Annotated in this window: 21 protein-coding genes and 1 tRNA gene; 13 read left to right on the top strand and 9 right to left on the bottom strand. The window is 67.5% G+C overall.

Features of this window, described 5'->3' with window-relative positions; all coding sequences use genetic code 11:
* Nucleotides 1-1,392: an aminotransferase-like domain-containing protein gene (locus BACI71_RS13830; RefSeq protein WP_159759550.1), complete on the top strand. Its 1,392-nt coding sequence runs from the start codon at nucleotides 1-3 to the stop codon at nucleotides 1,390-1,392.
* Here BACI71_RS13830 and BACI71_RS13825 read toward each other — a convergent pair.
* Entirely contained in the window at nucleotides 1,360-2,289 is a 930-nt protein-coding gene (locus BACI71_RS13825; protein WP_159759548.1) for a LysR family transcriptional regulator, read from the bottom strand. The two genes, BACI71_RS13830 and BACI71_RS13825, sit on opposite strands and share 33 nt — an antisense overlap.
* A 92-nt stretch (nucleotides 2,290-2,381) precedes the next feature.
* On the opposite strand from BACI71_RS13825, the gene BACI71_RS13820 reads away from it, so the two are divergent.
* Nucleotides 2,382-3,416, top strand: a complete 1,035-nt coding sequence (locus tag BACI71_RS13820) for an aldo/keto reductase (RefSeq protein WP_159759546.1) — start codon at nucleotides 2,382-2,384, stop codon at nucleotides 3,414-3,416.
* Nucleotides 3,417-3,428: 12 nt separating this feature from the next.
* On the top strand, nucleotides 3,429-4,592 hold the full coding sequence (locus tag BACI71_RS13815; RefSeq protein ID WP_159759544.1) for an MFS transporter: 1,164 nt from the start codon (nucleotides 3,429-3,431) through the stop codon (nucleotides 4,590-4,592).
* Between the two features lie 13 nt (nucleotides 4,593-4,605).
* On the opposite strand, the gene BACI71_RS13810 is transcribed toward BACI71_RS13815, so the two are convergent.
* The 4 genes from BACI71_RS13810 to BACI71_RS13795 all read right to left on the bottom strand — a co-directional run bounded on the left by BACI71_RS13810 (nucleotide 4,606) and on the right by BACI71_RS13795 (nucleotide 6,923).
* Nucleotides 4,606-4,682 (bottom strand) — tRNA-Pro (locus tag BACI71_RS13810).
* A gap of 131 nt (nucleotides 4,683-4,813) precedes the next feature.
* Complete coding sequence (locus BACI71_RS13805; protein ID WP_159759542.1) at nucleotides 4,814-5,074, bottom strand: hypothetical protein; 261 nt, start codon at nucleotides 5,072-5,074, stop codon at nucleotides 4,814-4,816.
* A 24-nt stretch (nucleotides 5,075-5,098) separates the two neighbouring features.
* A complete protein-coding gene (locus BACI71_RS13800; RefSeq protein WP_159759540.1) occupies nucleotides 5,099-5,362 on the bottom strand; it encodes a hypothetical protein in 264 nt (87 codons plus the stop codon).
* Nucleotides 5,363-5,525: 163 nt separating this feature from the next.
* Complete coding sequence (locus BACI71_RS13795; protein ID WP_159759538.1) at nucleotides 5,526-6,923, bottom strand: M20/M25/M40 family metallo-hydrolase; 1,398 nt, start codon at nucleotides 6,921-6,923, stop codon at nucleotides 5,526-5,528.
* Nucleotides 6,924-7,032: 109 nt separating this feature from the next.
* On the opposite strand from BACI71_RS13795, the gene ettA reads away from it, so the two are divergent.
* Together ettA and BACI71_RS13785 are read left to right on the top strand one after the other, a co-directional pair.
* Nucleotides 7,033-8,712: an energy-dependent translational throttle protein EttA gene (ettA, locus tag BACI71_RS13790; protein WP_159759536.1), complete on the top strand. Its 1,680-nt coding sequence runs from the start codon at nucleotides 7,033-7,035 to the stop codon at nucleotides 8,710-8,712.
* A 141-nt stretch (nucleotides 8,713-8,853) separates the two neighbouring features.
* Nucleotides 8,854-9,330 carry a hypothetical protein gene (locus BACI71_RS13785; RefSeq protein ID WP_159759534.1) on the top strand — a complete coding sequence of 159 codons (477 nt, stop codon included), beginning with the start codon at nucleotides 8,854-8,856 and terminating at the stop codon, nucleotides 9,328-9,330.
* A 167-nt stretch (nucleotides 9,331-9,497) separates the two neighbouring features.
* Here the strand turns inward: BACI71_RS13785 and BACI71_RS13780 are convergent, their stop codons facing one another.
* The 4 genes from BACI71_RS13780 to BACI71_RS13765 form a co-directional block, all read right to left on the bottom strand.
* Nucleotides 9,498-11,129 (bottom strand): M28 family peptidase, encoded by a 1,632-nt coding sequence (locus BACI71_RS13780; RefSeq protein WP_159759532.1) that lies wholly within the window; start codon nucleotides 11,127-11,129, stop codon nucleotides 9,498-9,500.
* Nucleotides 11,129-11,923, bottom strand: coding sequence for an NYN domain-containing protein (locus BACI71_RS13775; RefSeq protein WP_159759530.1), 795 nt, complete (start codon nucleotides 11,921-11,923; stop codon nucleotides 11,129-11,131). The genes BACI71_RS13780 and BACI71_RS13775 overlap by 1 nt, the downstream gene beginning before the upstream one ends.
* Before the next feature lie 239 nt (nucleotides 11,924-12,162).
* Nucleotides 12,163-12,654 (bottom strand): transcription elongation factor GreB, encoded by a 492-nt coding sequence (gene greB, locus BACI71_RS13770; RefSeq protein ID WP_159759528.1) that lies wholly within the window; start codon nucleotides 12,652-12,654, stop codon nucleotides 12,163-12,165.
* Complete coding sequence (locus BACI71_RS13765) at nucleotides 12,651-14,612, bottom strand: lytic transglycosylase domain-containing protein (protein WP_236552987.1); 1,962 nt, start codon at nucleotides 14,610-14,612, stop codon at nucleotides 12,651-12,653. The genes greB and BACI71_RS13765 overlap by 4 nt, the downstream gene beginning before the upstream one ends.
* A gap of 113 nt (nucleotides 14,613-14,725) precedes the next feature.
* On the opposite strand from BACI71_RS13765, the gene dapA reads away from it, so the two are divergent.
* From dapA to ilvD, 8 genes are all read left to right on the top strand, one after another.
* Entirely contained in the window at nucleotides 14,726-15,607 is an 882-nt protein-coding gene (gene dapA, locus BACI71_RS13760) for a 4-hydroxy-tetrahydrodipicolinate synthase (protein ID WP_159759526.1), read from the top strand.
* Nucleotides 15,608-15,715: 108 nt separating this feature from the next.
* Nucleotides 15,716-16,036: a hypothetical protein gene (locus BACI71_RS13755; RefSeq protein ID WP_159759524.1), complete on the top strand. Its 321-nt coding sequence runs from the start codon at nucleotides 15,716-15,718 to the stop codon at nucleotides 16,034-16,036.
* 39 nt (nucleotides 16,037-16,075) lie between these two features.
* Nucleotides 16,076-16,558 carry an SsrA-binding protein SmpB gene (gene smpB / locus BACI71_RS13750; protein WP_159759522.1) on the top strand — a complete coding sequence of 161 codons (483 nt, stop codon included), beginning with the start codon at nucleotides 16,076-16,078 and terminating at the stop codon, nucleotides 16,556-16,558.
* Between the two features lie 3 nt (nucleotides 16,559-16,561).
* Nucleotides 16,562-17,122, top strand: coding sequence for a DUF2062 domain-containing protein (locus tag BACI71_RS13745; protein WP_236552986.1), 561 nt, complete (start codon nucleotides 16,562-16,564; stop codon nucleotides 17,120-17,122).
* 64 nt (nucleotides 17,123-17,186) lie between these two features.
* The gene (locus tag BACI71_RS13740) at nucleotides 17,187-19,247 is read left to right on the top strand and encodes a M13 family metallopeptidase (RefSeq protein ID WP_159759520.1); all 2,061 of its coding nucleotides are present in this window, start codon (nucleotides 17,187-17,189) and stop codon (nucleotides 19,245-19,247) included.
* Nucleotides 19,248-19,264: 17 nt separating this feature from the next.
* On the top strand, nucleotides 19,265-21,682 hold the full coding sequence (locus tag BACI71_RS13735; protein ID WP_159759518.1) for an ATP-binding protein: 2,418 nt from the start codon (nucleotides 19,265-19,267) through the stop codon (nucleotides 21,680-21,682).
* Between the two features lie 42 nt (nucleotides 21,683-21,724).
* Nucleotides 21,725-22,072, top strand: coding sequence for a response regulator (locus tag BACI71_RS13730; RefSeq protein ID WP_159759516.1), 348 nt, complete (start codon nucleotides 21,725-21,727; stop codon nucleotides 22,070-22,072).
* 50 nt (nucleotides 22,073-22,122) lie between these two features.
* Nucleotides 22,123-23,844, top strand: coding sequence for a dihydroxy-acid dehydratase (ilvD, locus tag BACI71_RS13725; protein WP_159759514.1), 1,722 nt, complete (start codon nucleotides 22,123-22,125; stop codon nucleotides 23,842-23,844).
* The last annotated feature ends 21 nt before the right edge of the window (nucleotides 23,845-23,865 follow it).

Here is a 23,865-nt window from a genome sequence, read left to right as displayed (position 1 = left end):
ATGACCGATCCTGGCGAGAAGACGCGCACGGGCATGGTGGTTCGGACGATCCGCGACCGGATCGTTGCGCGTACGCTGACGCCGGGCGCGCGGCTGCCGTCGATCCGCGCGATGGCGTCGACGAGCGGCGTGGCGCGCTCGACCGTGGTCGATGCGTATGATCGGCTGGCAGCGGAGGGGGTGATCCGCGCCCGGCCCGGATCGGGCTTCTATGTCGCCGCGCCGCTTGCGCCGCTGACGCTCGACCGGCTGGTGGCGCCGCCCGAACGCGAGGTCGATCCATTGTGGATGTTGCGCCAGTCGCTTGGCGAGCGGCGGCATGACCTGATGCCGGGCTGTGGCTGGCTGCCCGACGCCTGGCTGGCCGGCGATGCGCTTCGCAAGGCGCTGCGCGCGACGGCGCGGGCCGGCGACGACGGCATGCTGGCCGGCTATGCCTCGCCGCGCGGCTCGCCACCATTACGCGCGCTGCTGGCGCGGCGCATGGCGGTGCAGGGCATCGATGCGGGTCCGGACCAGATCCTGCTGACTGACAGCGGAACCCATGCGCTCGATCTGGTTTGTCGCTTCCTGCTCCAGCCAGGCGACACGGTGCTGGTCGATGATCCCTGCTATTTCAATTTTCTCGCCTTGTTGCGTGCCCATCGTGCCACCGCGATCGGCGTGCCGGTGACCGCAACCGGACCGGAGGTCACCGCCTTTGCCGCCGCTGCCGCGACGCATCGCCCGCGCTTTTACCTGACGAACGCCGGCGTCCACAATCCGACCGGTGCCTCGCTCGGTGCTGCCTCAGCACACCGCCTGCTGAAGGTCGCCGAGACGCACGATATGGTGATCGTCGAGGACGATATCTTCGCCGATTTCGAACATACGCCCGCGCCGCGCCTGGCGGCGTTCGACGGCCTCGACCGGACGATCCGCATCGGCAGCTTTTCCAAGTCACTGTCGGCCGCGGTGCGTTGCGGGCATATTGCGGCGCGCGCCGACTGGATCGAGGCGTTGGCCGATCTGCGGATCGCGACCTCGATGGCGGGCAGCCCGCTCGCCGCCAGCCTGCTCCACGCGGTGCTTACCGACGGCAGCTACCGTCGCCACGTCGAGGCGGTGCGGACCCGGCTGGCGCGCGCCACTGCCAAGGTCGCTGCCCGACTTCGCGCGGTCGGGGTCGAGCCGTGGATCGAGCCGGCGGCGGGAATATTCCTTTGGGCGCGGTTGCCGGACGGCATCGACGCGGTCGATCTCGCACGCCGCGCGCTCGCGGCCGGGATCGTGCTGGCGCCGGGGCCGGTGTTCAGCACCAGCGGCGGCTGGCGCGATCATATGCGCTTCAACGTCGCGATGAGCGACGATGACCGGCTATCAGCCTTTCTCCGCGACGCCGTGTCCGGCTAGTCGTTCGACGAGGAAGTCGACGAACACCCGGACGCGGGCGGGAGTTGTCGCACCCCCGACCCATACGGCGTGGATCAGCTCGACATCGCCGGGATTATAGTCCTCCAGCAAGGGCACGAGCTGGCCGCTGGCGATTTCGGCCGCGACGCTGAACCGGCCGACCCGCGTAACGCCGACCCCGGCGGCGGCGAGCTGGCCGAGTGTCTCGCCGTTGTTGGCGACGATCGGACCTTCGACGGACAGCGAGAAATCACGACCTTCGCGGCGGAACGGCCAGATCGGCTCGGCACGGCGAAAGTTGAAGTTGAGGCAGTGGTGGGCGAGCAGGTCCTCCGGGACCGTCGGCGTACCGACCCGCGCGAGATAATCCGGTGCCGCGACGATCACGCGCCGCGACTCGCCAAGCTTTCGCGCGGTCAGTCCGCTGTCGGCGAGCGGGCCGAAGCGGATCGCCACATCCGCCTGTCCCGCCGCGACATCGACGAGGGTGTCGGTCAGCGCGACGTCGATCAGGATGTGCGGGAAAGCGCATGCGAAGTGGCCGAGCAGCGGCACAACGCACAGCCGCCCGTGCGCCAGTGCCGCGCTGATCCGCAGCCGTCCGCGCGGCGCTCCCTGGTCGGCGATCTGCTGTTCGGCATCGTCAAGATCGGCAAGGATACGGCGCGCGGCGAGAAGATACGCCCGTCCCTCGGCGGTCAGCGTCAGCGCGCGCGTGGAACGAAGCAATAACCGGACGCCGAGCCGCGCCTCGATCCGGTCGATCGTGCGGGCCACCGCCGATGGCGTCAGGCCCAGCGCGCGGGCGGCGGCGGAAAAACTGCCTTCCTCCACGACGCTGGAGAAGAACGCCAGCGATCGGGCACGATCGTCATTGCCGGTAATCTTTGCGTTCAAGGCATAGATCCTTTGCTCATGATCGGACTTCCGGCGGCTGGAGGCGTGGTCCATCTATGCGTGCGGCAAGCAGACACGCAAAGGGCAGCATCGTGGAATATCGTCAATTGGGTACATCCGGGCTGCGGGTGCCCGCCTTGTCGTTCGGCGCGGGGACGTTCGGCGGTACGGGGCCTCTCTTCGGCGCATGGGGCACCAGCGACGCCGCCGAGGCGCGGCGAATGCTTGATATCTGCCTCGATGCTGGCGTCACCTTGTTCGACACCGCCGACGTCTACTCGGACGGCGCGTCCGAGACGGTGCTCGGCGCGGCGATCAGGGGGCGCCGCGATGCCGTGCTGATTTCGACCAAGACCGGCCTGCCGACCGGTGACGGTCCGCAGGATTGGGGCGTTTCGCGCAAACGGTTGATCGGCGCGGTCGAGACGGCACTGCGGCGGCTCGGCACCGATCGCATCGACCTGCTCCAGCTTCATGCCTTCGATGCGTCCACCCCGACCGAGGAGGTGATGGCCACGCTCGACCGGCTGATCGCTGACGGCAAGGTCCTTTACGCCGGCGTCTCCAACTATCCCGGCTGGCAGATCATGAAGGCGCAGGCGCTCGCCGAGCGGCACGGCTGGCCACGGCTCGTCGCGCATCAGGTCTATTATTCGTTGATCGGCCGGGGCTACGAAGCGGACCTGCTGCCGCTTGCTGCAGACCAGGGGATCGGTGCGCTGGTCTATAGTCCGCTCGGCTGGGGGCGACTGACCGGCAAGATCGGGCGGGGGCGGCCGATCCCACCGGGCAGCCGGCTGCACGAGACCATCCAGTGGGCGCCGCCGGTGGCCGACGATCATCTCTACCGTGTCGTCGACGCGCTGGAGGCCGTGGCGGCCGAGACCGGCAGGACCGTCCCGCAAATCGCGATCAACTGGCTGCTGCGGCGACCGACGGTGTCATCGGTCATCATCGGCGCGCGCGACGAGACGCAGCTGCGCGACAATCTCGGCGCGGTCGGCTGGGCGCTGACAGCCGCGCAGGTCGCGACGCTTGATGCGGCGAGCGAAATGCTCCCGCCTTACCCACACACACCGTACCGGCAGCAGGAGGGCTTTCGTCGTCTCGCGCCGCCGCTGGTCTGAGGAGCTGGTCGCATGAAATTGAATCCTGGGCTGCTCGCGCTCGCGATCGGGGCGTTCGGCATCGGCGTTACCGAATTCGCCCCGACGGGCATGTTGCCGGTGATCGCGGCCGATCTGGGTGTCTCGATCCCCGCCGCCGGGTTGCTGGTCAGCGGCTATGCGATGGGGGTGCTCATCGGTGCGCCGCTGATGACGCTCACCACGGCACGCCTCGACCGCCGGACGCTGCTGATCGGGTTGATGGCGATATTCACGCTTGGCAACCTGTTGTCGGCGGTGTCGCACGGATATTGGATGCTGTTGGCGGCACGGCTCGTCACCTCGCTCAACCATGGCGCTTTCTTCGGCGTTGGATCGGTCGTCGCAGCCGAGCTCGTGCCGCCGGAGCGGCGCGCCGGCGCGCTGGCCGCGATGTTCACCGGGCTGACCGTCGCAACGATCGGTGGCGTACCGATGGCGACCTGGGTCGGGGAGACGATCGGCTGGCGCAGCGCCTTCGCAGGGATCGCAGGCGTCGGCGGGGTCGCGATGGTCGCGCTGCGGCTTGCCGTCCCCCCGCTACCGCCGTCCGAGGCGGGCAACATGCGCGCGGAGCTGCGCGTGCTGGCGCGCAAGACTGTGCTGACGGCGCTGGTGCTGACCGTCATCGGGGCGAGTGCGATGTTTACCGTCTTCACCTATATCGTTCCGATCCTGCGCACGGAAACACACGCCTCCACCACCTTCGTCACGGCGATGCTGATGCTTTACGGCATCGGGCTGACGATCGGGAACATGCTCGGTGGTCGATGGGCTGATCGATCGATCGAACGGACCCTCGCCGGCAGCTTCGCGGGGTTGGTCGTGGTGCTGATCGTGTTCGCGGCCGCAATGCACTGGCCCGTTACGGCGGCCGTCGCGATCCTGCTCTGGGGCGTTGCCAGCTTCGCCATCGTGCCACCCTTGCAGATGCGCGTGATGGACGCTGCGGCCGACGCACCGAACCTCGCGTCCGCGGTCAATATCGGGGCGTTCAACCTCGGCAATGCGATCGGTGCGGCAGTGGGCGGCGGGGTGATCAGCGCGGGGCTGCAGCTGCCGATGGTCTCGCTGGCGGGCGCGGGGATGGCGGCGCTGGCGCTCGTGCTGCTGCTGGCGTTACGACGCCGGCCAGGCGCGGCGGCGCTTGCCGCTTGATGTGTCGAAATGATGGTCGGGGAGACAGGATTCGAACCTGCGACATCCTGCTCCCAAAGCAGGCGCGCTACCAGACTGCGCCACTCCCCGACGCGGGTATGAGGATCGACCTAGGCCGCACGTACAGCGCGCGCAAGCTCCGTATCGAAGTCTCGTACAAAAGAAGAGGCGCCCGCGGGCGCCCCGAAACGCGACGTCACCGCCGCCAAACCGCCGGTCGCTCAGCGCGTGGCGGTACTTTCCTCGGCCAGATCTCGGACATTGTCCGCCTGATCCGCAAGATTGTCGGCAGCACCCTCCAGCATTGCGGCGGCGCTGTCGTTGGCGGTGGCTTCGGCCATCGCGTCGAGGTCATTGGCCTTGCGCTCCAGCGCATCGGCCACCGCCTCGGCATTGTTACCGATCGAAGCCGTGCCGGAACGGTCACTGCACGCCGACACGCCGCAAAGCGCAATCGCAAGCAGGGGAAGCAACTTCCTCATGACCACCGGCACGGCTCCCGTCGATTACATGTTCTTCGCGGCGTCCTCGCCGGCGTCACGGACGTTGTCCGCGGCCGAGTGAACGTTCTCGGCAACCGCCTCGGCGTTGTCCTCGGCGAACGGGTTCGCGGTGGTGTTCGACATGTCAGCAACATTGGCCGCCATCGCGTCCATGTTGTCCGCCATCATGTCGGCATTGTTCTCGACCGCCGAAGCCTCAGGCGACTTCGAGCAAGCGGCGACCGACATCAGGCCAGCGGCGGCGGCAACGAGCAGGATCTTCTTCATCGGAATGCTCCCAAGCATTACATAAAAAAACTCGCGCCCGACCCCAGCGCCGTCGCGAACCCTCGCAATACCCTACCAACCGGGGGGGTCAATAAGCAAAATTCACCTTTGCGAAAGGTTGCGACGAATGGTGACCCGCCGCGGCGCACCTTTCATGCAGGTTTCACGGCCGCTTTACCGGCCCGATTTCCTCCGGCGCGTTGGCAACGATCGCGAGCATCGCGGTCCAGGCCGCGACGTTCTGTCGCAATTGTTCGGGATCGACGCGTTCCAGCGTGTCGTCGGGCGTATGATGCGTATCGAAATAGCGCAGCCCCGACTGGTTGAGGTCGACGCCCGCCACGCCGGTCGCGATCGTCGGGGCGATGTCGGTGCCGTCGCCTGCGCGGCCGCCGCCCGCGACGATCCCGAGCGGGGCGAGCGCGCTGGCGAGCCGCGCGGTCACCGCCGTGGCGCTGTCGGGGAACTGCGTCTCGAACCGCCAGATACGATCCGCACCGAAGTCGCTCTCGGAGGCAGTGGCGTGACGCTCGGCGCCATGGCGCTTGGAATATTCCGCGCCACCGAACCCGCCGACTTCCTCGGCACCGAACCACACCACGCGGATCGTGCGGCGAGGACGCTGCCCGCTGTCCATGATCCGCTTCGCTGCGGCGGCGCTGATCGCGACGCCGCTGGCATCGTCGATCGCGCCGGTACCGAGATCCCAGCTGTCGAGGTGCCCCCCGACCAGCACCACGCCCGCCGTCGGGTCGGTACCCGGCACCTCGGCGATGACGTTGCCCGACTCGCGCTCGCCGATCATCTTCGGGGTGAGCAGCAATTTCAGCTGGATAGGCCGACCGCGCTTCGCCAGACGCTCGATCAACGCCGCGTCCGGGGCGGAAAGTGCGGCGGCCGGGATCGGTTTCACGCCGGCCGGGAAAGTGGTGACGCCGGTGTGCGGCAGTCGGTGCGTATCGGTGCCGATCGACCGGATCACGATCGCCGCCGCGCCCTTTTGCGAGGCGGTTGCGGGGCCGGTGAAGCGCGCCGGGCCGCTGCTGCCGTAGCTCGACCCGTCCTGCGTCGGCTGCATGGCATTGCCGATATAGACGATCTTGCCGCGGACCGCCGCGTTCGGGGCGTTGGCGAATTCGGTGTAGGAGGGGAACACGACCAGCTCGGCGGTCAACCCGCGCGGCCCGGTGCTCGCCGAATTGCCGAGCGCGGCGAGCGTCAGCTTCTGGGGCACCGGCGCGACGATCTCGGCGGCTTCGTCGCCGCGCACCCACACCGGCATCCGGTATGGTTCGGCGCGGACGTTGCTGAAGCCGAGCGCGGTCAGCTTCTTGACCGACCAGTCGCGTGCGCGCGCCTCCGCCTCGGTGCCGGCCAGCCGCTGCCCCACCTCGGTCGTCAGTCCCTCGACGATATCGTAAGCGATATCGTCCTTCAGTGCGGCGTCGCGCAACGCCGCGACCTGCGGATCGACCGCAGCCGGTGTCGGCGGCGCGGTTCGCTGCGCGGCGGCAGGCGTGGCGAGGAGCAAGGCGATCGTCAGCGAGGAAAGATGCTTCATGGCCGGGGGCGTAACCGGCACCGCGCGGTTTGCCAACGGCGTGGGCTGCGCTTACATGCGCGCCGACGATTTTTTCGCTGCACCCTCTTTACACGGAGCCGCGCGCCAGATGGCCGTTCAGTACACCTATGTCATGAAAGGTCTGACCAAGACCTTCCCGGGCGCGAACAAGCCCGTTCTCAACAACATCCACCTGCAGTTCATCCCCTCGGCGAAGATCGCGATCATCGGGCCGAACGGCTCGGGCAAATCGACGCTGATGAAGATCATGGCCGGGATGGATCCCGATTTCGTCGGTGAGGCCTGGGCTGCCGAGGGGGTCCGGGTCGGTTATCTGGCGCAGGAGCCGCAGCTCGATCCGACCAAGGACGTGATGGGCAACGTCAAGGACGGCGTGCGCCCGGTTGCGGATCTGGTCGATCGCTTCAACGCGATCTCGGCGGAGATGGGCGATCCGCAGGACGACACCGATTTCGATGCGCTGATGGAAGAGATGGGCAATCTTCAGGCGAAGATCGACGCGGTCGACGGCTGGGCGCTCGACAGCCAGCTCGAACAGGCGATGGAGGCATTGCGCTGCCCGCCCGGCGATTCCGCGGTGACGAACCTGTCGGGTGGTGAGAAGCGCCGCGTCGCGCTGTGCAAGCTGTTGCTGGAAAAGCCCGACATCCTGCTGCTCGACGAGCCGACCAACCACCTCGACGCAGAAAGCGTGTCGTGGCTGGAGAATTATCTTAAGGAATATACCGGCAACGTCATCCTCGTCACCCACGATCGTTACTTCCTTGACAACGTCGTCAACTGGGTGCTCGAGCTGGATCGCGGGCGTTATTACACCTACGAATCGAACTATTCCGGCTATCTCGAAAAGAAGGCCAAGCGCCTCGAGCAGGAAGAGCGCGAGGAAGCCGGCAAGCAGAAGGCGATCGCCGACGAATTGGCGTGGATGCGCCAGACGCCCAAGGCGCGGCAAACCAAGAGCAAGGCGCGGATCCGCGCGTTCGACGAGCTGATGGAGAAGCAGGAGAATCGCGTCGCCGGCAAGGCCGCGATCCTGATCCAGCTGCCCTCGCGCCTCGGCGGCAAGGTGATCGAGGCCAAGGGGCTGACCAAGGCCTATGGCGACAAACTGCTGTTCGACAACCTCGATTTCACGTTGCCGCCGGGCGGCATCGTCGGCGTGATCGGGCCGAACGGCGCGGGCAAGTCGACGCTGTTCAAGCTGATCACCGGGCAGGAAACGCCCGATTCGGGGACGATCGAGGTCGGCTCGACCGTCAAGCTCGGCTATGTCGACCAGAGCCGCGACGATCTCGATCCGAACAAGAACGTCTGGCAGGAAATTTCCGACGAGCTGGAGATCTTCCGTTTCGGCAAGCAGGAGATGGGGACGCGCGCCTATGTCGGCGCGTTCAACTTCCGCGGGCCGGACCAGCAGAAGAAGGTCGGCCAGCTGTCGGGCGGTGAGCGCAACCGCGTCCACATGGCCAAGATGCTGAAGGAGGGCGGCAACGTCCTGCTGCTCGACGAGCCGACCAACGATCTCGACGTCGAGACGCTGCGCGCGCTCGAAGAGGCGCTGGAGACGTTCGCGGGCTGCGCGGTGGTCATCAGCCACGATCGCTTCTTCCTCGATCGCCTCTGCACGCACATCCTCGCGTTCGAGGGCGATAGCCACGTCGAATGGTTCGAGGGCAATTACGAAAGCTACGAGGAAGACAAGCGCCGTCGCATGGGCGACGCCGCCGACCGACCGACGCGGCTGGCGTACAAGAAGCTGACGCGCTGACCGGGTAAGGGGCGGGGCGTGGGTGCGCTCCGTCCTGTTGGTCGGATGACCCGGATCGGCGAGCGGACGTTGAGGCGCGGCCGACCGCATCATAGGATCATGCCGGTCGCCATCTGCTGATGGCGCAGGAGGGTTCAGCTGATGATCGTTTTGTTCGCGCTGGCCGCGGCTGCGATCGGAACGTGCCCGGTCGAACGGGCACGCTACACGCTACGGCACCACCCGGAGGTGACCGCGATCTTCCATGCGGTGGATAGCGGCGACGACTGGCCGAACGGGGTCGTGCTGATGGTGCGCGACGCAAAGACGAAGACGACGTCTTGGTGGTTACCGTGGAACGGCGGGACGGACGAACTTCAGAATATCAGCTCGACCGAAAATCCGGATGCGCCCGGCTGGCAACCGCCAGATCCGGACGGCGGGCCGAGGCCGCACGGCGATCGAGAATTCATCGGTATGGATGCACATTATTGGGTGGCCTTCGGTGCGCCACATCGGGGTGGCGCTGCTCCTGCCCATTTCCTGCTGCCGACGACTGGCGGTTCGCAGGACGACGTTTTTCATGTTCGGCAGATGTTCGATCTCGTCGGGTGCGCGGCTGGTCGGAGCCGACGATAGCGGGCGATTTGCACAACAGGTTGAGCTGGAGATTTGTACCAGCCCGCGCCCGAATGGATCAGCGATCCGGCTTCGTCGCAGCGCCGGCCCCTCGCGGACCTTCGGTTCCTGTCCGCGAAGACAGGAGGCGGGATGGGCGATGAGACAATCGTCTCATGTATCAGCGCCTATCGCCGCTCGCCCGCGCTCTTGTCACGCAGCGCCAGAAACTCGCTCCCGGCGCTCCATGTCGGCCACACGCCTGCCTTAGACAGCCGGTCCCCCATCGTATGGAACAGGTCGACATCCGCCGCAGCGCCCTGCAGGTTCCACCCCGCATCCCACGCGTCGCACGTCTTGTGGTAACAGGCCATGTAATCGTCGAGCCACTTCTGCCCGCCCGCGCGGCCGCCGTCGCGCAGGTCCGCCGCACCGCCCAGCGCCATCAGCAGCAGCGAGGGCACCCCCCGCCGCACCACCGAGAAATGATCGGCGCGATAGAAGAGCCCGCGCTCGCTGAACGTCTCTGGCGTCACCGCACGTCCCTGCGCCCGCGCCGCCTCCGTCAGCAGTCCGTCTAGCGACGACTGCCCTTGACCGACCAACACCACGTCCTTCGCCGGGCCGGCGGTCTGGAGGATGTCGAGCGTCAGGTTCGCGGCGGTTTTGGCAAGCGGATAGACCGGATGCGCCGCATAATGTTCGGAGCCGAGCAGCCCGCGTTCCTCGCCGGTCCACAGCGCAAACACCAGCGTCCGCTCCGGAGCCGGTGCCGCCTTGAACAGCCGCGCCAGCTCGACCACGCCCGCCGTCCCCAGCGCATCGTCGTTCGCGCCGGGGCGCAGCGTCTTGCCCGACGCATCCGCCGGGCCCTCGCCATAGGCGTCCCAATGCGCCGCGAACATCACGGTCTCGTCGGGATGCCTGGTGCCCGGGATCTTCGCCAGCACATTGGCGCTCTCGATCCGCTCGACCGCAACACGTGCCGACGCCGAGAAGCGCGGCTTCATCTCAACCGGGCGGAACGCCTTCGACCGCGCTGCGATGCGCAGCCTGGCCAGATCGAGTCCCGCGTCGGCGAACAGCCGGTCGGCCGCGGCATGTTCGATCCAGCCCTGCAACGGCACGCGCGGATCGCTCGCCGTGCGGACGATGTCGTAGTTCTCGCCGTTCGAGGCGTTGACCGTCGACCATGGATAGCCGGCGCCGCCGGTATCGTGGACGATCAGCGCCGCGGCCGCCCCCCGCCGCGCGGCTTCCTCGAATTTGTAGGTCCAGCGTCCGTAATAGGTCATGCGACGGTCGCCGAACTTGCCATTGGCGTCGTCGCCGGGGGCGGCCTCGAAATCGGGATCGTTGACGAGGAAGACCGCCGTCTTGCCGCGCAGATCCACGCCCTTGAAGTCGTCCCATCCGGCCTCGGGGGCGGACACGCCGTAGCCGACGAACACCATCGGCGAGTCGGTGATCGCGACCGTCGGCGCGGCGCACACCGTGGTGACCGCGACCTCCTTGCCTTGCGTCAGCGTCGTTCGGCCGATCGTCATCATCGCGTCAGGCGCGACGCGGGTGTGGACCAGCGGCACCTTCTGCAGCCACTGACCGTCCGGCCCGCCGGGCTGTAGCCCCAGTGAAGTGAAGCGCGCGATCAGCCAGTCGAGCGTCTTCTTCTCCCCCGGGGTACCCGGCGCGCGTCCGCCATATTCGGGCGAGGCGAGCACGCGCACGTCTTCGGACAACCGCTGCGGCGCGGCATCTTCCGCCAGCACCGGGGAGGCGATCGTTGCGGCCAGCGCCAGCGCGAGAGAAAGCCGCATCATCAATCCTTCCAACGGACCAGCACGTGATTTTCGCGGCGGTCGACATCGATCGACCCGATTGCATCGACCAGATCCGAAAGCCGCTTGTAGCCGTAGTTACGCACGTCGAAGCTCGACCGGTTGGCTGCACGCTGCCCCAATGCCGAAAGTCGTACGAAGCCCTTGGCGTCGGGCTTCAGCGAGTCATAGGCGTCGTGGAGCAGTTGCAGCAATTCGGGATCGTCGGCCGGCCGCGTCGCCGCTGATACGGCGGCGGGCGCCGGGGCGGCGGACGGCATGCCGATCGGCGGCGGTACCGATTCGCCGATCGGCACCTCGACCCGGCGCGCCCGTTTGGGCTTGGTCGTCTCCATCAGCGCATTGACGTCGATGAAGCGCGTGCAGGCGTTGCGGAATCCCGCGGGCGTGTTGCTGTTGCCGAAGCCGTAGACGTCGAGCCCGTCCTGCCGGATGCGCGTGGCGAGCGGCATGAAGTCGCTGTCCGACGACATGATCCCGAACGCGTCGACGCGGCCGCGGTGGAGCAGGTCCATCGCATCGATCGTCATCTTCATGTCGGTGGCGTTCTTGCCGCGCGTCAGGTCGAATTGTTGCTGCGGTTCGATGCCGTGCATGACGCTCATGTCACGCCAGCCCTTCAGCCCTTCCTTCGACCAGTTGCCGTAGACGCGTCGCACGTTGACGCGGCCGAATTCGGCGAGCGCGGTCAGCACGGGGTCGAGCGCCTGCCACGACGCGTTGTCGGCGTCGATCAGCAGGGCGATGTTTCGATTGGGATTGTCGTCGGAAGCCATGTCCGCTGCATCGACTGCGAAAGGGGCGGGGTCAATCGCAACCGTCAGGAGAGCTGGAAACGAGCGAGATGACACCTTCATGCCGGATTTTACCCGATCGATCCAGCTACCCGTCGTCCGTCGCCCCGGACGTGATCCGGGGCCCCGCTTCTTCTTGGCCCCGGAGGTAAGAAGCGGGATCCCGGATCAAAGTCCGGGATGACGGTATGAGGCGGGGGCTCGGCCAGCCGCGCAGCTTGCTATTTCTCCGCAGCCGGATACCCGATCGCGACGATCTCATATTCGCGCTCCCCCGCCGGCAGCGTCACCCGTCGCAAATCCCCGACTGCCGCTCCGCGCAAGGCCCGGGCGATCGGCGCGTTCCAGCCGACGCGGCCGACGCCCGCTTCGGCCTCGTCGTCGCCGACCAGCGTGAGCACGCGTTCGTTGTCGTCCTCGTCCGCAATCGTCACCGTCGCGCCGAACCACACGCGCGAGCGATCCTGCTGCTGCGCCGGATCGACGACCTTGGCGGCCTTCATCCGCTTCGACAGCCAGCCAAGCCGCCGGTCGATCTCGCGCAGCTTCTTGCGGCCGTAAATGTAATCGCCGTTCTCGGAGCGGTCGCCGTTTCCGGCCGCCCAGCTGATCGTCTCGACCAGCGCCGGCCGGTCCTTCGCGAACAATTGTTCATATTCCGCGCGCAGCTTCGCATAGCCGGCCGGCGTCATGTAATTGGGGCGCTCGTTCATGCGCCGCGCGCCCGGCCCAGATACCAGCTGAGGTTGGCAGGTCCGCGGCTCTTGGCACGCGCCGGATTCATCAGGTCGTAGACGACCGCATTCTCCAGCACGCGCTGCACGTAATTGCGCGTCTCGCTGTACGGGATCGCCTCGACCCAATCGACCGCGTCGACCGCGCCGGTGCGCGGGTCGCCGTTGGCGCGCAGCCACTTGTTCACGTTGCCCGGCCCGGCATTGTACGCCGCGATCGCCAGCGGATAGCTGCCGTATAGCGCGAAGATGCGCTGGAAATAGCTCGAGCCGAGCTGGATATTGTAATTGGTGTCGCTGGTCAGCCGCAGCGGATCGTAGCCGAGCCCGAGCTTGCCCGCCTGCTCGCGCGCGGTGCCGGGCATCAGCTGCATCAGCCCGCTCGCGCCGACCGGGCTGCGCGCCATGCGGTCGAACTGGCTTTCCTGCCGTGCGACCGCGTGGATCATCGGCCATTCCGCCTCGTACCCGCTCGGCACCGCGACGGTCGGGAAGCCGGTGGCGCTATATTCGGTCAGCCCGTTCTGCATCGCGCTGCGCCCCAGCAACACGCCGAGATCCGGGCGGCCGAGCGCGCGCGACAATTCATCGGCTAGATAATGGTCGGTGTCGCTGGTCGCGTCGGCGGCGATCTGCTTCACGAACGCGGTCTGGTCCTGATACTGCCCGGCCTGGCCGAGGAACTGCGCCGCGCGCACCACCTCACGCCCGTAGAAAGCCGAGCGCGCGGTCGCGGCGATCACCGGCGTCGGGGGGGCAGGGGGCGCGGTCAGCGGGCGGCGGAGATGCTCGATCGCCAACTGCCCGTAATATTGGTCGCGATAGCCCGCGGTGCGCTCGAACAAGGCATTGGCGTCGGGCTGTCGCGCCTGCTCGGCGGTGCGCGCCGCCCAATACAGCCCCTTGGCGCGCGTCTGCGGCGACTGGCTGCCGAGCCCGTAGCGCTCGAACATCGCGCGCGCATCGGCGGGCCGCCCCAGCTTCAGCGCCGCCTGACCCGCCAGCCACGCCAGCGAGGTATAATCGTCGCGCTCGCCATAGGGCTTGGTCGAGACGTCGGTACCCGCGGGGTAGGCGTCGTCGATCTGCCGCGCGATGTCATAGGCGGTCTGCCATTGCCCGTCCGCCGCCGCCGCGCGCGCATTGACCAGCAACGCCTCGTAGAATTTTTCGACATTGCCCGGTCGGGTCATGCCGGTGCGGGTGCGCGCCAGCCAGCCGCGCGCGCTGGGGCTCGCGCCCGAGTTGCGCAGCCACATCGCCTTGTCGGCGATATAGCCGGCGTCGCTGGCGCCGATCGCGTCATAGCTGGCGGCGAGCGCCGAGGCGTTCTCGGCATTACTGCGGAACGCCAGCCGCGCGGTGAACAGCGAGCGCGCCGCCGCGCTGGTATAGGTCAGCATCCGCTGCGCGCTGCCGGTCGCGCCCTGCCACAGCAGTGCATCGGTGCGCGCGTCGTGATCGGCGGGCGACAGCGCGCTGGCGAACTGGGTCAGCACGGTCGATTCGTCCTGCGGCGACAGGTTGCCGAGTCGCCAGCCGGTCCGCGCCGCCACCTGCGCGTCTACACTCGCGCCGGTCGCCTGATAGGCGCGCGCGCAGGCGATCCAGCCTGCTGCGGTCAGCGGCTTCCAGCGGCGGCAGAACGCCGCGACGCTGGTTACCGGCGTGTTCGGGTCGGTCGCCGCCTTGCGCTCCAGCGTCCGCCGAAACCCGGCCTCGCCCGGCCAGCCCGGATGCGCGCTGATGAACGAGAAATAGCTGTCGAACGGCAGCGCATCGGTCTGTTGCAGCGCCTTCCACTGCGCGACCGGCTGCGCCATGCCCGGCAGCGCGGTCGTCGCGATCGGCGGCTGTACCGGCTGCGTCGCGGGCACCGCGCCATATTGCCCGGCGACCGCCGCCAGGGTTCCTGCTGCTGCAACGAAAAGGATCAACGCACCCGCCTTCACTGTTTTTGACCGACGCCCGTGGTGGACAGCATAGCAGCCGTAGCCGTATCTGCGCTGAACGGCGTCCCCCAAACGCGCGTCAGGAGCAAATTCGTCTCATGTTCTCAGGTTCCATCCCCGCATTGGTCACGCCGTTCGATGCGCAGGGCGATTTCGTCGAGTCGGCATATCGCGATCTGATCGAGTGGCAGATCGCCGAGGGCTCGTCTGCGCTCGTGCCGTGCGGCACCACCGGCGAGGCGGCGACGCTGACCAAGGAGGAGCAGTTCGCGATCGTCCGCGTCTGCGTCGATCAGGCGAAGGGGCGCGTGCCGGTGATCGCCGGCGCCGGATCGAACGACACGCGCGTCGCTGCGGCGAACCTGCACGCCGCGCGCGCGGCGGGGGCGGATGCCGCGCTGATGGTGCCGCCTTATTACAACCGCCCCTCGCAGGAGGGCATCTACCGTCATTTCGAGGCCCTCGCCGCCGAAACACCCTTACCCATCGTATTGTATAACGTGCCGGCGCGTACCGTGACCGACATCCAGCCGGAAACGCTGATCCGCATCGTGTCGGCGTTCCCGAACGTGTTTGTCGCGGTCAAGGACGCCTCGGGCGTGCTGACCCGCGTGACGCAGCACCGCGCCGGGCTCGGCGCCGGTTTTTGTCAGCTGTCGGGCAATGACGATCTCGGCCTCGCCTTCAACGCCAACGGCGGGGTCGGGTGCATTTCGGTGACCGCCAATGTCGCGCCGCGGCTGTGCGCCGATTTCCAGCGTGCCTGTGCGGCGGGCGATTATGCGACCGCGCGCGACCTCCACGACCGGCTGTTCGCGCTACACACGTCGCTGTTCACCGACGCGTCGCCCGGCCCGGTCAAGCATGCGATGGCCAAAATGCGTCCCGGCTTCCCCGACGGGCTGCGCCTGCCGATGACCTGGCCGTCCGAAGCGAGCCGCGCGGCGGTCGACCTCGGGCTGCAACGCGCGGGGCTCTGACGTGACCCCTCCGTCATTGCGAGCGCAGCGAAGCAATCCAGCTTCGGATCAGGACGCCCTCGTTGCTTCGCTGCGCTCGCGATGACGGCCTCTCTTCGGAGCTAGGACATGACGGCGCTCTGGTTCTTCTTCCAGTCCGTCGTCGCCGGTCCATTGCTCGACAAGCCCGCGGTCGCTGATCCATGCCGCGCGCCGACCGGCAACGATGTCGTCGTCTGCGGCCGTCGCCCCGATCCGGACCGCTACCGCCTCCGCCCGCTGACCGACCGCTACGACCCCGACGCCCCGGCATTTCCGAAAGCCGAAACCGGCATCATTGGCGGCCGCGCCGCACTGGTCGCGGAGGCCGAGGCCGCGACAGTCGGCGGTGTGCAGAGCAACCGCGCGATGATCCGGCTCAAGATCCCGCTCGGAAAATCTCGGCGTTAGCCGTTTGCCCCTCACGCCGGTCGCGCCTACATCGCCCGCATGTCGCGTCCCAAACCCGCCACCTTCGACAAGAAGAAGATCGTCGCCGAGAATCGCCGCGCCCGCTTCGATTATGCGGTCGACACCACCTATGAGGCGGGGATCGTACTCACCGGTACCGAGGTGAAATCGCTGCGCTTCGGCGAGGGCTCGATTGCGGAGAGCTATGCCGAGGTGAAGGGCGACGAGGTGTGGCTGGTCAATTCGAACATCCCCGAATTCAGCCACGGCAATCGCTTCAACCACGAACCCAAGCGGCCCCGTAAACTGCTGCTTCATGAGCGTGAGATAAACAAGCTGCACGGCGCCGTCGCGCGGGACGGCATGACGCTGGTGCCGTTGATGATCTATTTCAACGGGCAGGGTCGCGCGAAAGTGGAACTGGCACTCGCCAAGGGGCGCAAGGCGCACGACAAGCGCGAGCATATCAAAGAGCGTGACTGGAAGCGCGAGGCCGGGCGCATCCTGCGCGATCACGGCTGATCCGTGGCGACGCGGCCCGTGACCCTGTGGGAACGTCTCGCGGCGTGGAGCCGCCGCAACCTGCCGACGCGCGAATCGATGGAGAACAGCCGCGTGCTGCGCCCGGTCGCGCACCGCGTACTCGCGCCGGAACTGTGGCGCTTCACCCGCCGCTCGGTCCCGCGCGGCGTGGCGCTGGGGATGTTCACCGGCATCCTGATTCCGCTTGGGCAGATCCCGGCCTCCGCGGTGCTCGCGCTGCCTCTGCGCGCCAACGTGCCGGCGGCCGCGCTCACCACCTTCTTCACCAACCCGCTGACCACGCCGCTGCTGTTCATCATGTACTATAAGGTCGGCGGCTGGTTGCTGCACGTCGACCGGGCGGTGCCCGGGCAGCCGCTGGGCGATGCGGTGCAGGCCGCGCCGGGCTGGGTCGACTGGCTGCTGCAGGACGTCGGCCCCGCCACGGCGGTCGGGATGGTCGTCTGTTCGGTAATCGGTGCGCTGCTCGGCTACGGGCTGGCGGCGCTGATGTGGCGGCTGTGGATCGCGCGCAAGTGGCGACACCGTCACCACGGTAACTAGCACACGCGGTCACGGCTCGTTACAAACCCGGCATTCAGCGGCTTTCCCGAAGGATGCCTTGTACATGCGTTTTCTTGCCGTCACCGTTACTTCGCTGTTCGCGCTGGTCCCCGCCGCGTTGCTCGCCCAGTCCGCGCAGCAGCAGGCGGCGCCGGGCGCGCCGGCCCCTGGCGTGTCGGCTTCCGGCGACCGCCCGACCTATGGCACGTTCGGGTTCGACGCCGCGGGCATGGACCGCAGCGTCCAGCCCGGCGACGATTTCTACGGCTTCGCCAACGGCACCTGGGCGAAGAACACCGCGATCCCCGCCGACGAGTCGAACTACGGCGCGTTCAACGTGTTGCAGGATCTGTCGCGCGACCGCACCCGCACCATCCTCGAGGCGGCGAAGGGAGATCCGCGCTCGAAGATCGGCGCCGCCTATGCCGCCTTCCTCGACACGAACGCGATCGAGAATGCCGGGTTGAAGCCGATCCAGCCGTGGCTGGCGAAGATCCGCAAGGTCGACAAGGCCGGCTATCCCGCGCTTCTCGCCGAGGCCGATCGCAACGGCGTCGACATCCCGTTCGGCCTGTACGTCGGGCAGGACGACAAGGACCCGGACACCTATGCGGTGAACCTGATGCAGAACGGGCTGGGGATGCCCGACCGCGACTATTACCTGTCGACCGACGCCAAGCTGATGCAGACCAAGGCGGCCTATCAGGCGCATCTCGCCAAGCTGCTGACGCTGGCGGGTGAGCCGGACGGCGAGGCGCGCGCCGCCGCGCTGGTGGCGTTCGAGACCGAGCTGGCGCGCGTCCACTGGACCCGCATCGACAGCCGCGACGCCGACAAGACCTATAACAAGATGACGCTCGAGCAATTGCGCCAGAGCGCGCCCGGCTTCGATTTCGCGACTTTCCTCAAGGCCGAAAAGGCGAGCGCGCCGACGCTGATCGTCGCACAGCCGACCGCGATCGCCGGCACCGCCAGATTGATCGCGGCCACGCCGATCGCGGTGCTGCGCGACCAGTTGCTGGTGCGCAGCCTCGACGGCTTCGCCGACGTGCTGCCCAGGGCCATCGACGCGGAGAGCTTCGCGTTCAACGGCACGGTGCTGAGCGGCACCCCGCAGCAGCGCGAGCGCTGGAAGCGCAGTGTCGCCTTCACCTCGGAGGCGCTGACCGACGAGGTCGGCAAGGTCTATGTCGCGCGCTACTTCCCGCCCGAGACCAAGGCGGCGGCGGACGAGATGGTCAAGAACGTGCTCGCCGCGCTCGGCCAGCGCGTCGAAAAGCTCGACTGGATGGCGCCCGAGACCAAGCAGAAGGCGCTTGCCAAGCTCGCCGCCTTCACCCCGCGGATCGGCTACCCCGACCAGTGGCGCGATTATTCGAACCTCGAGGTCCGCGGCAACGACGCGTTCGGCAACATGCTGCGCGCCAACCAGTGGCGGCACGATTACAACGTCACCAAGCTCGGCAAGCCGATCTATCGCTGGGAATGGGGCATGGCGCCGATGACGGTGAACGCACAGGCCAATTTCGGGCTGGTCGCGATCACCTTCCCGGCCGCGATCCTCCAGCCGCCGTTCTTCGATCCCAAGGCCGATCCGGCGGTCAATTATGGCGGGATCGGCGCGGTGATCGGGCACGAGATCAGCCATCATTTCGACGACCAGGGCGCGAAATACGACAGCAAGGGCCGGCTGACGCAATGGTGGACCGACGGCGACGTCCAGAAGTTCAAGGCGCTTAGCGAACGGCTCGCCAAGCAATATGACGCCTACGAACCGTTGCCGGGGATGCATGTAAAGGGCGAGCTGACGCTCGGCGAAAACTCCGCGGATCTCGCCGGGCTTGCCGCGGCACATGACGCCTATGTCGCCACGCTCGGCGGCAAGCCGGCGCCGGTGATCGACGGCTTCAGCGGCGATCAGCGTTTCTATCTCGGCTGGGCGCAGGTCTGGCGTCGCAATTATCGCGAGGCGAACCTCCGCCAGCGCCTGCTCACCGATCCGCATGCGCCCTCGGAGCAGCGCGGCAATATCGTTCGCAACATGGATCCGTGGTATCCGGCGTTCAATCCGCAGCCGGGGCAGAAGCTGTATCTCGCGCCCGATGCGCGGGTGCGGATCTGGTGATCGGCTGAACGACGGTGATGCGGCTCGCCACGATCGAGGGAAAGCGCCGGTGGCTCGACGGCGGGGTCGCCGCGCTGGCGATCGCGGGGATCGCCGGGCTGGCGGCGGCCGCGCTGATCCTGTGGCTGGTCGGCGACGCGACCGTCGCAGGCGGGTTCCTCGCCGCAGCGTTGGTATTGGGCGGCGCAGGGATCGCGATCGTCCGGTTGCGGCGGGCGACCGGCGAGCCGATCTCGGTCACCTATGACTGGGAATTGCTGCGCGTCATGGCGGAGTCGAGTCCCGAAGGCGTCGCGATCACCGATCGCAGCGGTCGGCTGGTGTGCGCCAACGACCATTACGAACAACTGTTCGCCGGCTTCCCGACCCCGCCTTCGCTGCCACTGGCCGGCGATGGCGCGGGCGAGCTGGAAGTGGCGGGGCGTACGGCGTGGCGCGACGGTCGGGCGAGCGTCACGCTGAAGGGTGCGGTCGGCGCGATCGAGGCGACGATCACCCGCGCGGGGCAGCAGCAGGACGTGCTGGTCTGGCGGTTCGCTGCGCGTACCGTGTCACCCGGTCTGCCGGCGCGGTTAATGGAGGCGCTCGACGGTGCGCTGGGCACGCAGCTTGGCGCGGCGGGCGTGATGGCGGCGCTGATCACCGCCGAAGGCTATGTGATTTCCGCCAACGCCGTCTTGAGGACGCGTGCGGGCGCGTCCGCTGACCAGCCGATCATCGGCGAGGATCTTGCACGCTTTCTGGCCGAGGATCGGGCCGGGCTGGTGCGTTTCGTTGCGGAGGGCAGCACCGCGAACCCGTTGCGGCTGGTGCAAATCCCGCTTGCCGATGATCCCGAGGCGGCGATCCTCGTCGCGTTGGTTGACAGCGATCCATCGCTGGGCGGTGGGTCGGGCGACGGGATCGAGGCGCTGCTGATGCTGATGCCGTTCGGAGTCGCGCTCGTCGATCGTGAGGGGCGGTTCCTGCAGATGAACAGCGCCTTCGCGCGGGCGGCGGATGTCGATACCGCTGCGCCGCCGATCTATCCGGGCGATCTGGTGGTGCGCGAGGACAAGAGCGCGGTCGCCGACGCGATCCGCCGCTTCACCAGCACCGCGGCGCGCTCGACCGACCTGGCGGTGCGGCTGAAGGATCACCCCGATGAGCCGGTCGCGCTGTCCATTGCGGCGGCGCGCGGGCTCGGCGATGCCGCGGTACTGCTCAGCCTGAAGGACAATGGCGAGGAGAATCGCCTGAAGCGCGAGGTGGCGCAGGCGACCAAGATGCAGGCGGTCGGCCAGCTTGCGGGTGGCGTGGCGCACGACTTCAACAACATCCTCACCGCGATCATCGGCCATTGCGACCTGATGCTGATGCGCCATTCGCCCGGCGACAGCGATTACGACGACATCCAGCAGATCCGCGCCAACTCCAACCGCGCCGCCAGCCTGACGCGGCAATTGCTCGCTTTCTCGCGGCAGCAGACCTTGCGTCCGCAGGTGTTGCAACTTCCCGATGTCGTCTCGGAAGTGTCGAACCTGCTCCGCCGCCTGATGGGCGAGACGGTGACGATGGAGGTCAAGCACGGCCGCGATCTTGGCCCGGTGCGCGCCGATCCGGGGCAGCTGGAGCAGGTGGTGGTCAACCTTGCGGTCAACGCGCGCGATGCGATGCTCAGCACCGGCAACAGCGGCAAGCTGACGATCCAGACCCGTTCCGTGCCGATCGCCGAAATCCGCCGTCGCGGCGACATCATCCCGAGCGGTGACTATACCGCGCTCGAAATCTCCGACACCGGCACCGGCATCCCCCCGGAGGTGTTGCCCAAGATCTTCGAGCCGTTCTTCACCACCAAGGAGGTCGGCAAGGGCACCGGCCTCGGGCTGTCGACCGTCTACGGCATCGTGAAGCAGTCGGGCGGATTCATCTTCGCCGACTCGCGGCCCGGCCGCGGCGCGACCTTCACCATCTATCTGCCGGTCCATACCGCAGGAGTTACCGATGCCGTGACCGTCGCGGCGCAGGTCAAGCAGGCGGCGCGACATCGCTCGGGCGACCTCTGGGGCAGCGGGACGATTCTGCTGGTCGAGGACGAGGACATGGTCCGCGCGGTGGCCGAGCGCGCGCTGGCGCGGCAGGGCTATACCGTGCTTGCCGCCGAAAACGGCGAGGCGGCGATGGAGCTGATGCAGGGCGTCGACCGTCCGGCGCTGGTCATCTCCGACGTTATGATGCCGCTGATGGACGGCCCGACGCTCGCGCGCCAGCTGCGCAAGATCCACCCGGGAATCCCGATCCTGTTCATGTCGGGCTATGCGGAGGAGCAATTGCGCCGCTCGATCGACCTCGACAATGTCGCCTTCCTTCCCAAGCCCTTCTCGGTACAGCAACTGGCGGAGGCGACCCGCGACGTGCTCGTTGCGCAGGAGGAAGGCGCCCGCGCCGACTCCTGACAGCTGTTGCGCGAGCGCGCGAGCGCGCTATGGCGTTTTGCCATGACGATGCGTGTGCTTTTGGTCGAAGACGAACCCCTGATCGCGATGATGCTCGAGGATTTTCTCGACGCACTCGACAAGACGCATGCCGGCACCGCCGACAGCGTCGCCTCGGCATTGCCGATGGTCGAGGCGGGTGGCTTCGACGCCGCTATCCTCGACGTCAACCTGCGTGGCGGCGAGAAGAGCTTCGCGATCGCCGACGCGTTGGCCGAGCGCAACATCCCGTTCGTCTTCGCCACGGGCGGTGGCGGCGAGGAGATCGCGCCGACCCACCGTCAACGTCCGCGTCTCGCCAAGCCGTTCACGATCGACGGGGTCGACAAGGCGCTCAGCCAACTCGTCTGACGCATAATACTTGCGCAACGCCCGCCTTCGGCGACATAGGCGTGCGCATCATGACCCAGACCTTCGACAAGTCCCGCCTGCCGAGCCGCCACGTGTCGGTCGGCCCCGAACGCGCGCCGCACCGCAGCTATTATTATGCGATGGGGCTGACCGAGGAGGAGATCGCGCGCCCGTTCGTCGCGCTCGCCTCCGCAGGCAATGACAGTGCACCGTGCAACACGACCCTGAACGCGCAGGCCGACGCTGCGCGGCGCGGGGTCGAGCAGGGCGGCGGGATGCCGCGCCGCTTCAATACGATCACCGTCACTGACGGGATCGCGATGGGGCACCAGGGGATGAAATCCTCGTTGGTCAGCCGCGAGGTGATCGCCGACTCGGTCGAACTGTCGGTGCGGGGCCATTGCTATGACGCGCTGGTCGGCTTCGCGGGATGCGACAAGTCGCTACCCGGGATGATGATGGCGATGCTGCGGCTCAACGTGCCGTCGATCTTCGTCTACGGCGGCTCGATCCTCCCCGGCCGCTTCCACGATCGCGACGTGACCGTCGTCGATGTCTTTGAGGTGGTCGGCAAATATGCCGCGGGCGCGTGCCCCTTGTCCGAGGTGCACGAGCTGGAAAAGGTCGCGTGTCCCGGCCACGGTGCGTGCGGCGGGCAGTTCACCGCCAACACGATGGCCTGCGTCGGCGAGGCGATCGGCCTGTCGCTCCCCAACAGCAACATGGTCCCCGCGCCTTATACCACGCGCGAGCAGATCGCGGTCGCGGCCGGCGCGCAAGTGATGGAGCTGGTCGCGCGCAACCTGCGCCCGCGCGACATTTGCACCCGCAGCGCGTTCATCAACGCCGCGCGGGTCGTCGCGGCGACCGGCGGCTCGACCAACGCCGCGCTGCACCTGCCCGCGATGGCGAGCGAGGCGGGGATCGACTTCGACCTGTTCGACGTTGCCGAGGCGTTCAAATCAACGCCTTACATCGCCGATCTCAAGCCGGGTGGCCAATACGTTGCCAAGGACATGTACGAGGCGGGCGGCGTCTACATGCTGATGAAGACGATGCTGGCCGGCGGGCTGCTCGATGGCGAGTGCCTGACCGTCACGGGCAAGACGCTGGGCGAGAACATCGACGAGGTGACGTGGAACCCCGACCAGAAGGTCATCTACGACGTCGCGACCCCGATCACGCCGACCGGCGGCGTCGTCGGCTTGCGCGGGTCGCTCGCTCCCGATGGCGCGATCGTCAAGGTCGCGGGAATGCACCGCCTGCAATTCGAAGGGCCGGCGCGCTGCTTCGATTGCGAGGAGGACGCCTTCGCGGCGGTCGAGGCGCGCCGGATCAACGAGGGCGAAGTCATCATCATCCGCTACGAAGGGCCGAAGGGCGGACCCGGCATGCGTGAGATGCTCTCGACCACCGCCGCGCTCTACGGGCTCGGGATGGGCGAGAAGGTTGCGCTCATCACTGACGGGCGTTTCTCGGGTGGGACGCGCGGCTTCTGCATCGGCCATGTCGGCCCGGAGGCCGCCGATGGCGGCCCGATCGCGCTGGTGGAGGATGGCGACTCGATCCGCATCGACGCCGAGGCGGGAACGATCGACCTGCTCGTCGACGAGGCGCTGCTCGCCGAGCGGCGCTCGCGCTGGCAGGCGCGCCAGAACGATTACGGCGCGGGCGCCTTGTGGCGCTATGCGCAGAACGTCGGCCCGGCGTACAAGGGCGCGGTGACCCACCCGGGAGCAAAGGCCGAACGGCACGTGTTCGCCGATATTTGACGGCAGCGGGGAGGTGGCATA

Origin of the sequence: Sphingomonas sp. 8AM, from assembly GCF_902506455.1 — a bacterium.
Classification (GTDB): Bacteria; Pseudomonadota; Alphaproteobacteria; order Sphingomonadales; family Sphingomonadaceae; genus Sphingomonas.
Note: the sequence above shows the minus strand (reverse complement) of the source record. Positions and strands in the feature narration are given on the sequence as shown.

What these genes read in the sequence shown, in the direction of transcription:
- BACI71_RS13830 (WP_159759550.1), top strand. Translation starts at nt 1, where the DNA reads ATGACCGATCCTGGCGAGAAGACGCGCACGGGCATGGTGGTTCGGACG.
- BACI71_RS13815 (WP_159759544.1), top strand. Translation starts at nt 3,429, where the DNA reads ATGAAATTGAATCCTGGGCTGCTCGCGCTCGCGATCGGGGCGTTCGGC.
- BACI71_RS13805 (WP_159759542.1), bottom strand. Translation starts at nt 5,074, where the DNA reads ATGAGGAAGTTGCTTCCCCTGCTTGCGATTGCGCTTTGCGGCGTGTCG.
- BACI71_RS13800 (WP_159759540.1), bottom strand. Translation starts at nt 5,362, where the DNA reads ATGAAGAAGATCCTGCTCGTTGCCGCCGCCGCTGGCCTGATGTCGGTC.
- BACI71_RS13795 (WP_159759538.1), bottom strand. Translation starts at nt 6,923, where the DNA reads ATGAAGCATCTTTCCTCGCTGACGATCGCCTTGCTCCTCGCCACGCCT.
- ettA (WP_159759536.1), top strand. Translation starts at nt 7,033, where the DNA reads ATGGCCGTTCAGTACACCTATGTCATGAAAGGTCTGACCAAGACCTTC.
- BACI71_RS13785 (WP_159759534.1), top strand. Translation starts at nt 8,854, where the DNA reads ATGATCGTTTTGTTCGCGCTGGCCGCGGCTGCGATCGGAACGTGCCCG.
- BACI71_RS13780 (WP_159759532.1), bottom strand. Translation starts at nt 11,129, where the DNA reads ATGATGCGGCTTTCTCTCGCGCTGGCGCTGGCCGCAACGATCGCCTCC.
- BACI71_RS13775 (WP_159759530.1), bottom strand. Translation starts at nt 11,923, where the DNA reads ATGGCTTCCGACGACAATCCCAATCGAAACATCGCCCTGCTGATCGAC.
- greB (WP_159759528.1), bottom strand. Translation starts at nt 12,654, where the DNA reads ATGAACGAGCGCCCCAATTACATGACGCCGGCCGGCTATGCGAAGCTG.
- dapA (WP_159759526.1), top strand. Translation starts at nt 14,726, where the DNA reads ATGTTCTCAGGTTCCATCCCCGCATTGGTCACGCCGTTCGATGCGCAG.
- BACI71_RS13755 (WP_159759524.1), top strand. Translation starts at nt 15,716, where the DNA reads ATGACGGCGCTCTGGTTCTTCTTCCAGTCCGTCGTCGCCGGTCCATTG.
- smpB (WP_159759522.1), top strand. Translation starts at nt 16,076, where the DNA reads ATGTCGCGTCCCAAACCCGCCACCTTCGACAAGAAGAAGATCGTCGCC.
- BACI71_RS13740 (WP_159759520.1), top strand. Translation starts at nt 17,187, where the DNA reads ATGCGTTTTCTTGCCGTCACCGTTACTTCGCTGTTCGCGCTGGTCCCC.
- BACI71_RS13735 (WP_159759518.1), top strand. Translation starts at nt 19,265, where the DNA reads ATGCGGCTCGCCACGATCGAGGGAAAGCGCCGGTGGCTCGACGGCGGG.
- BACI71_RS13730 (WP_159759516.1), top strand. Translation starts at nt 21,725, where the DNA reads ATGACGATGCGTGTGCTTTTGGTCGAAGACGAACCCCTGATCGCGATG.
- ilvD (WP_159759514.1), top strand. Translation starts at nt 22,123, where the DNA reads ATGACCCAGACCTTCGACAAGTCCCGCCTGCCGAGCCGCCACGTGTCG.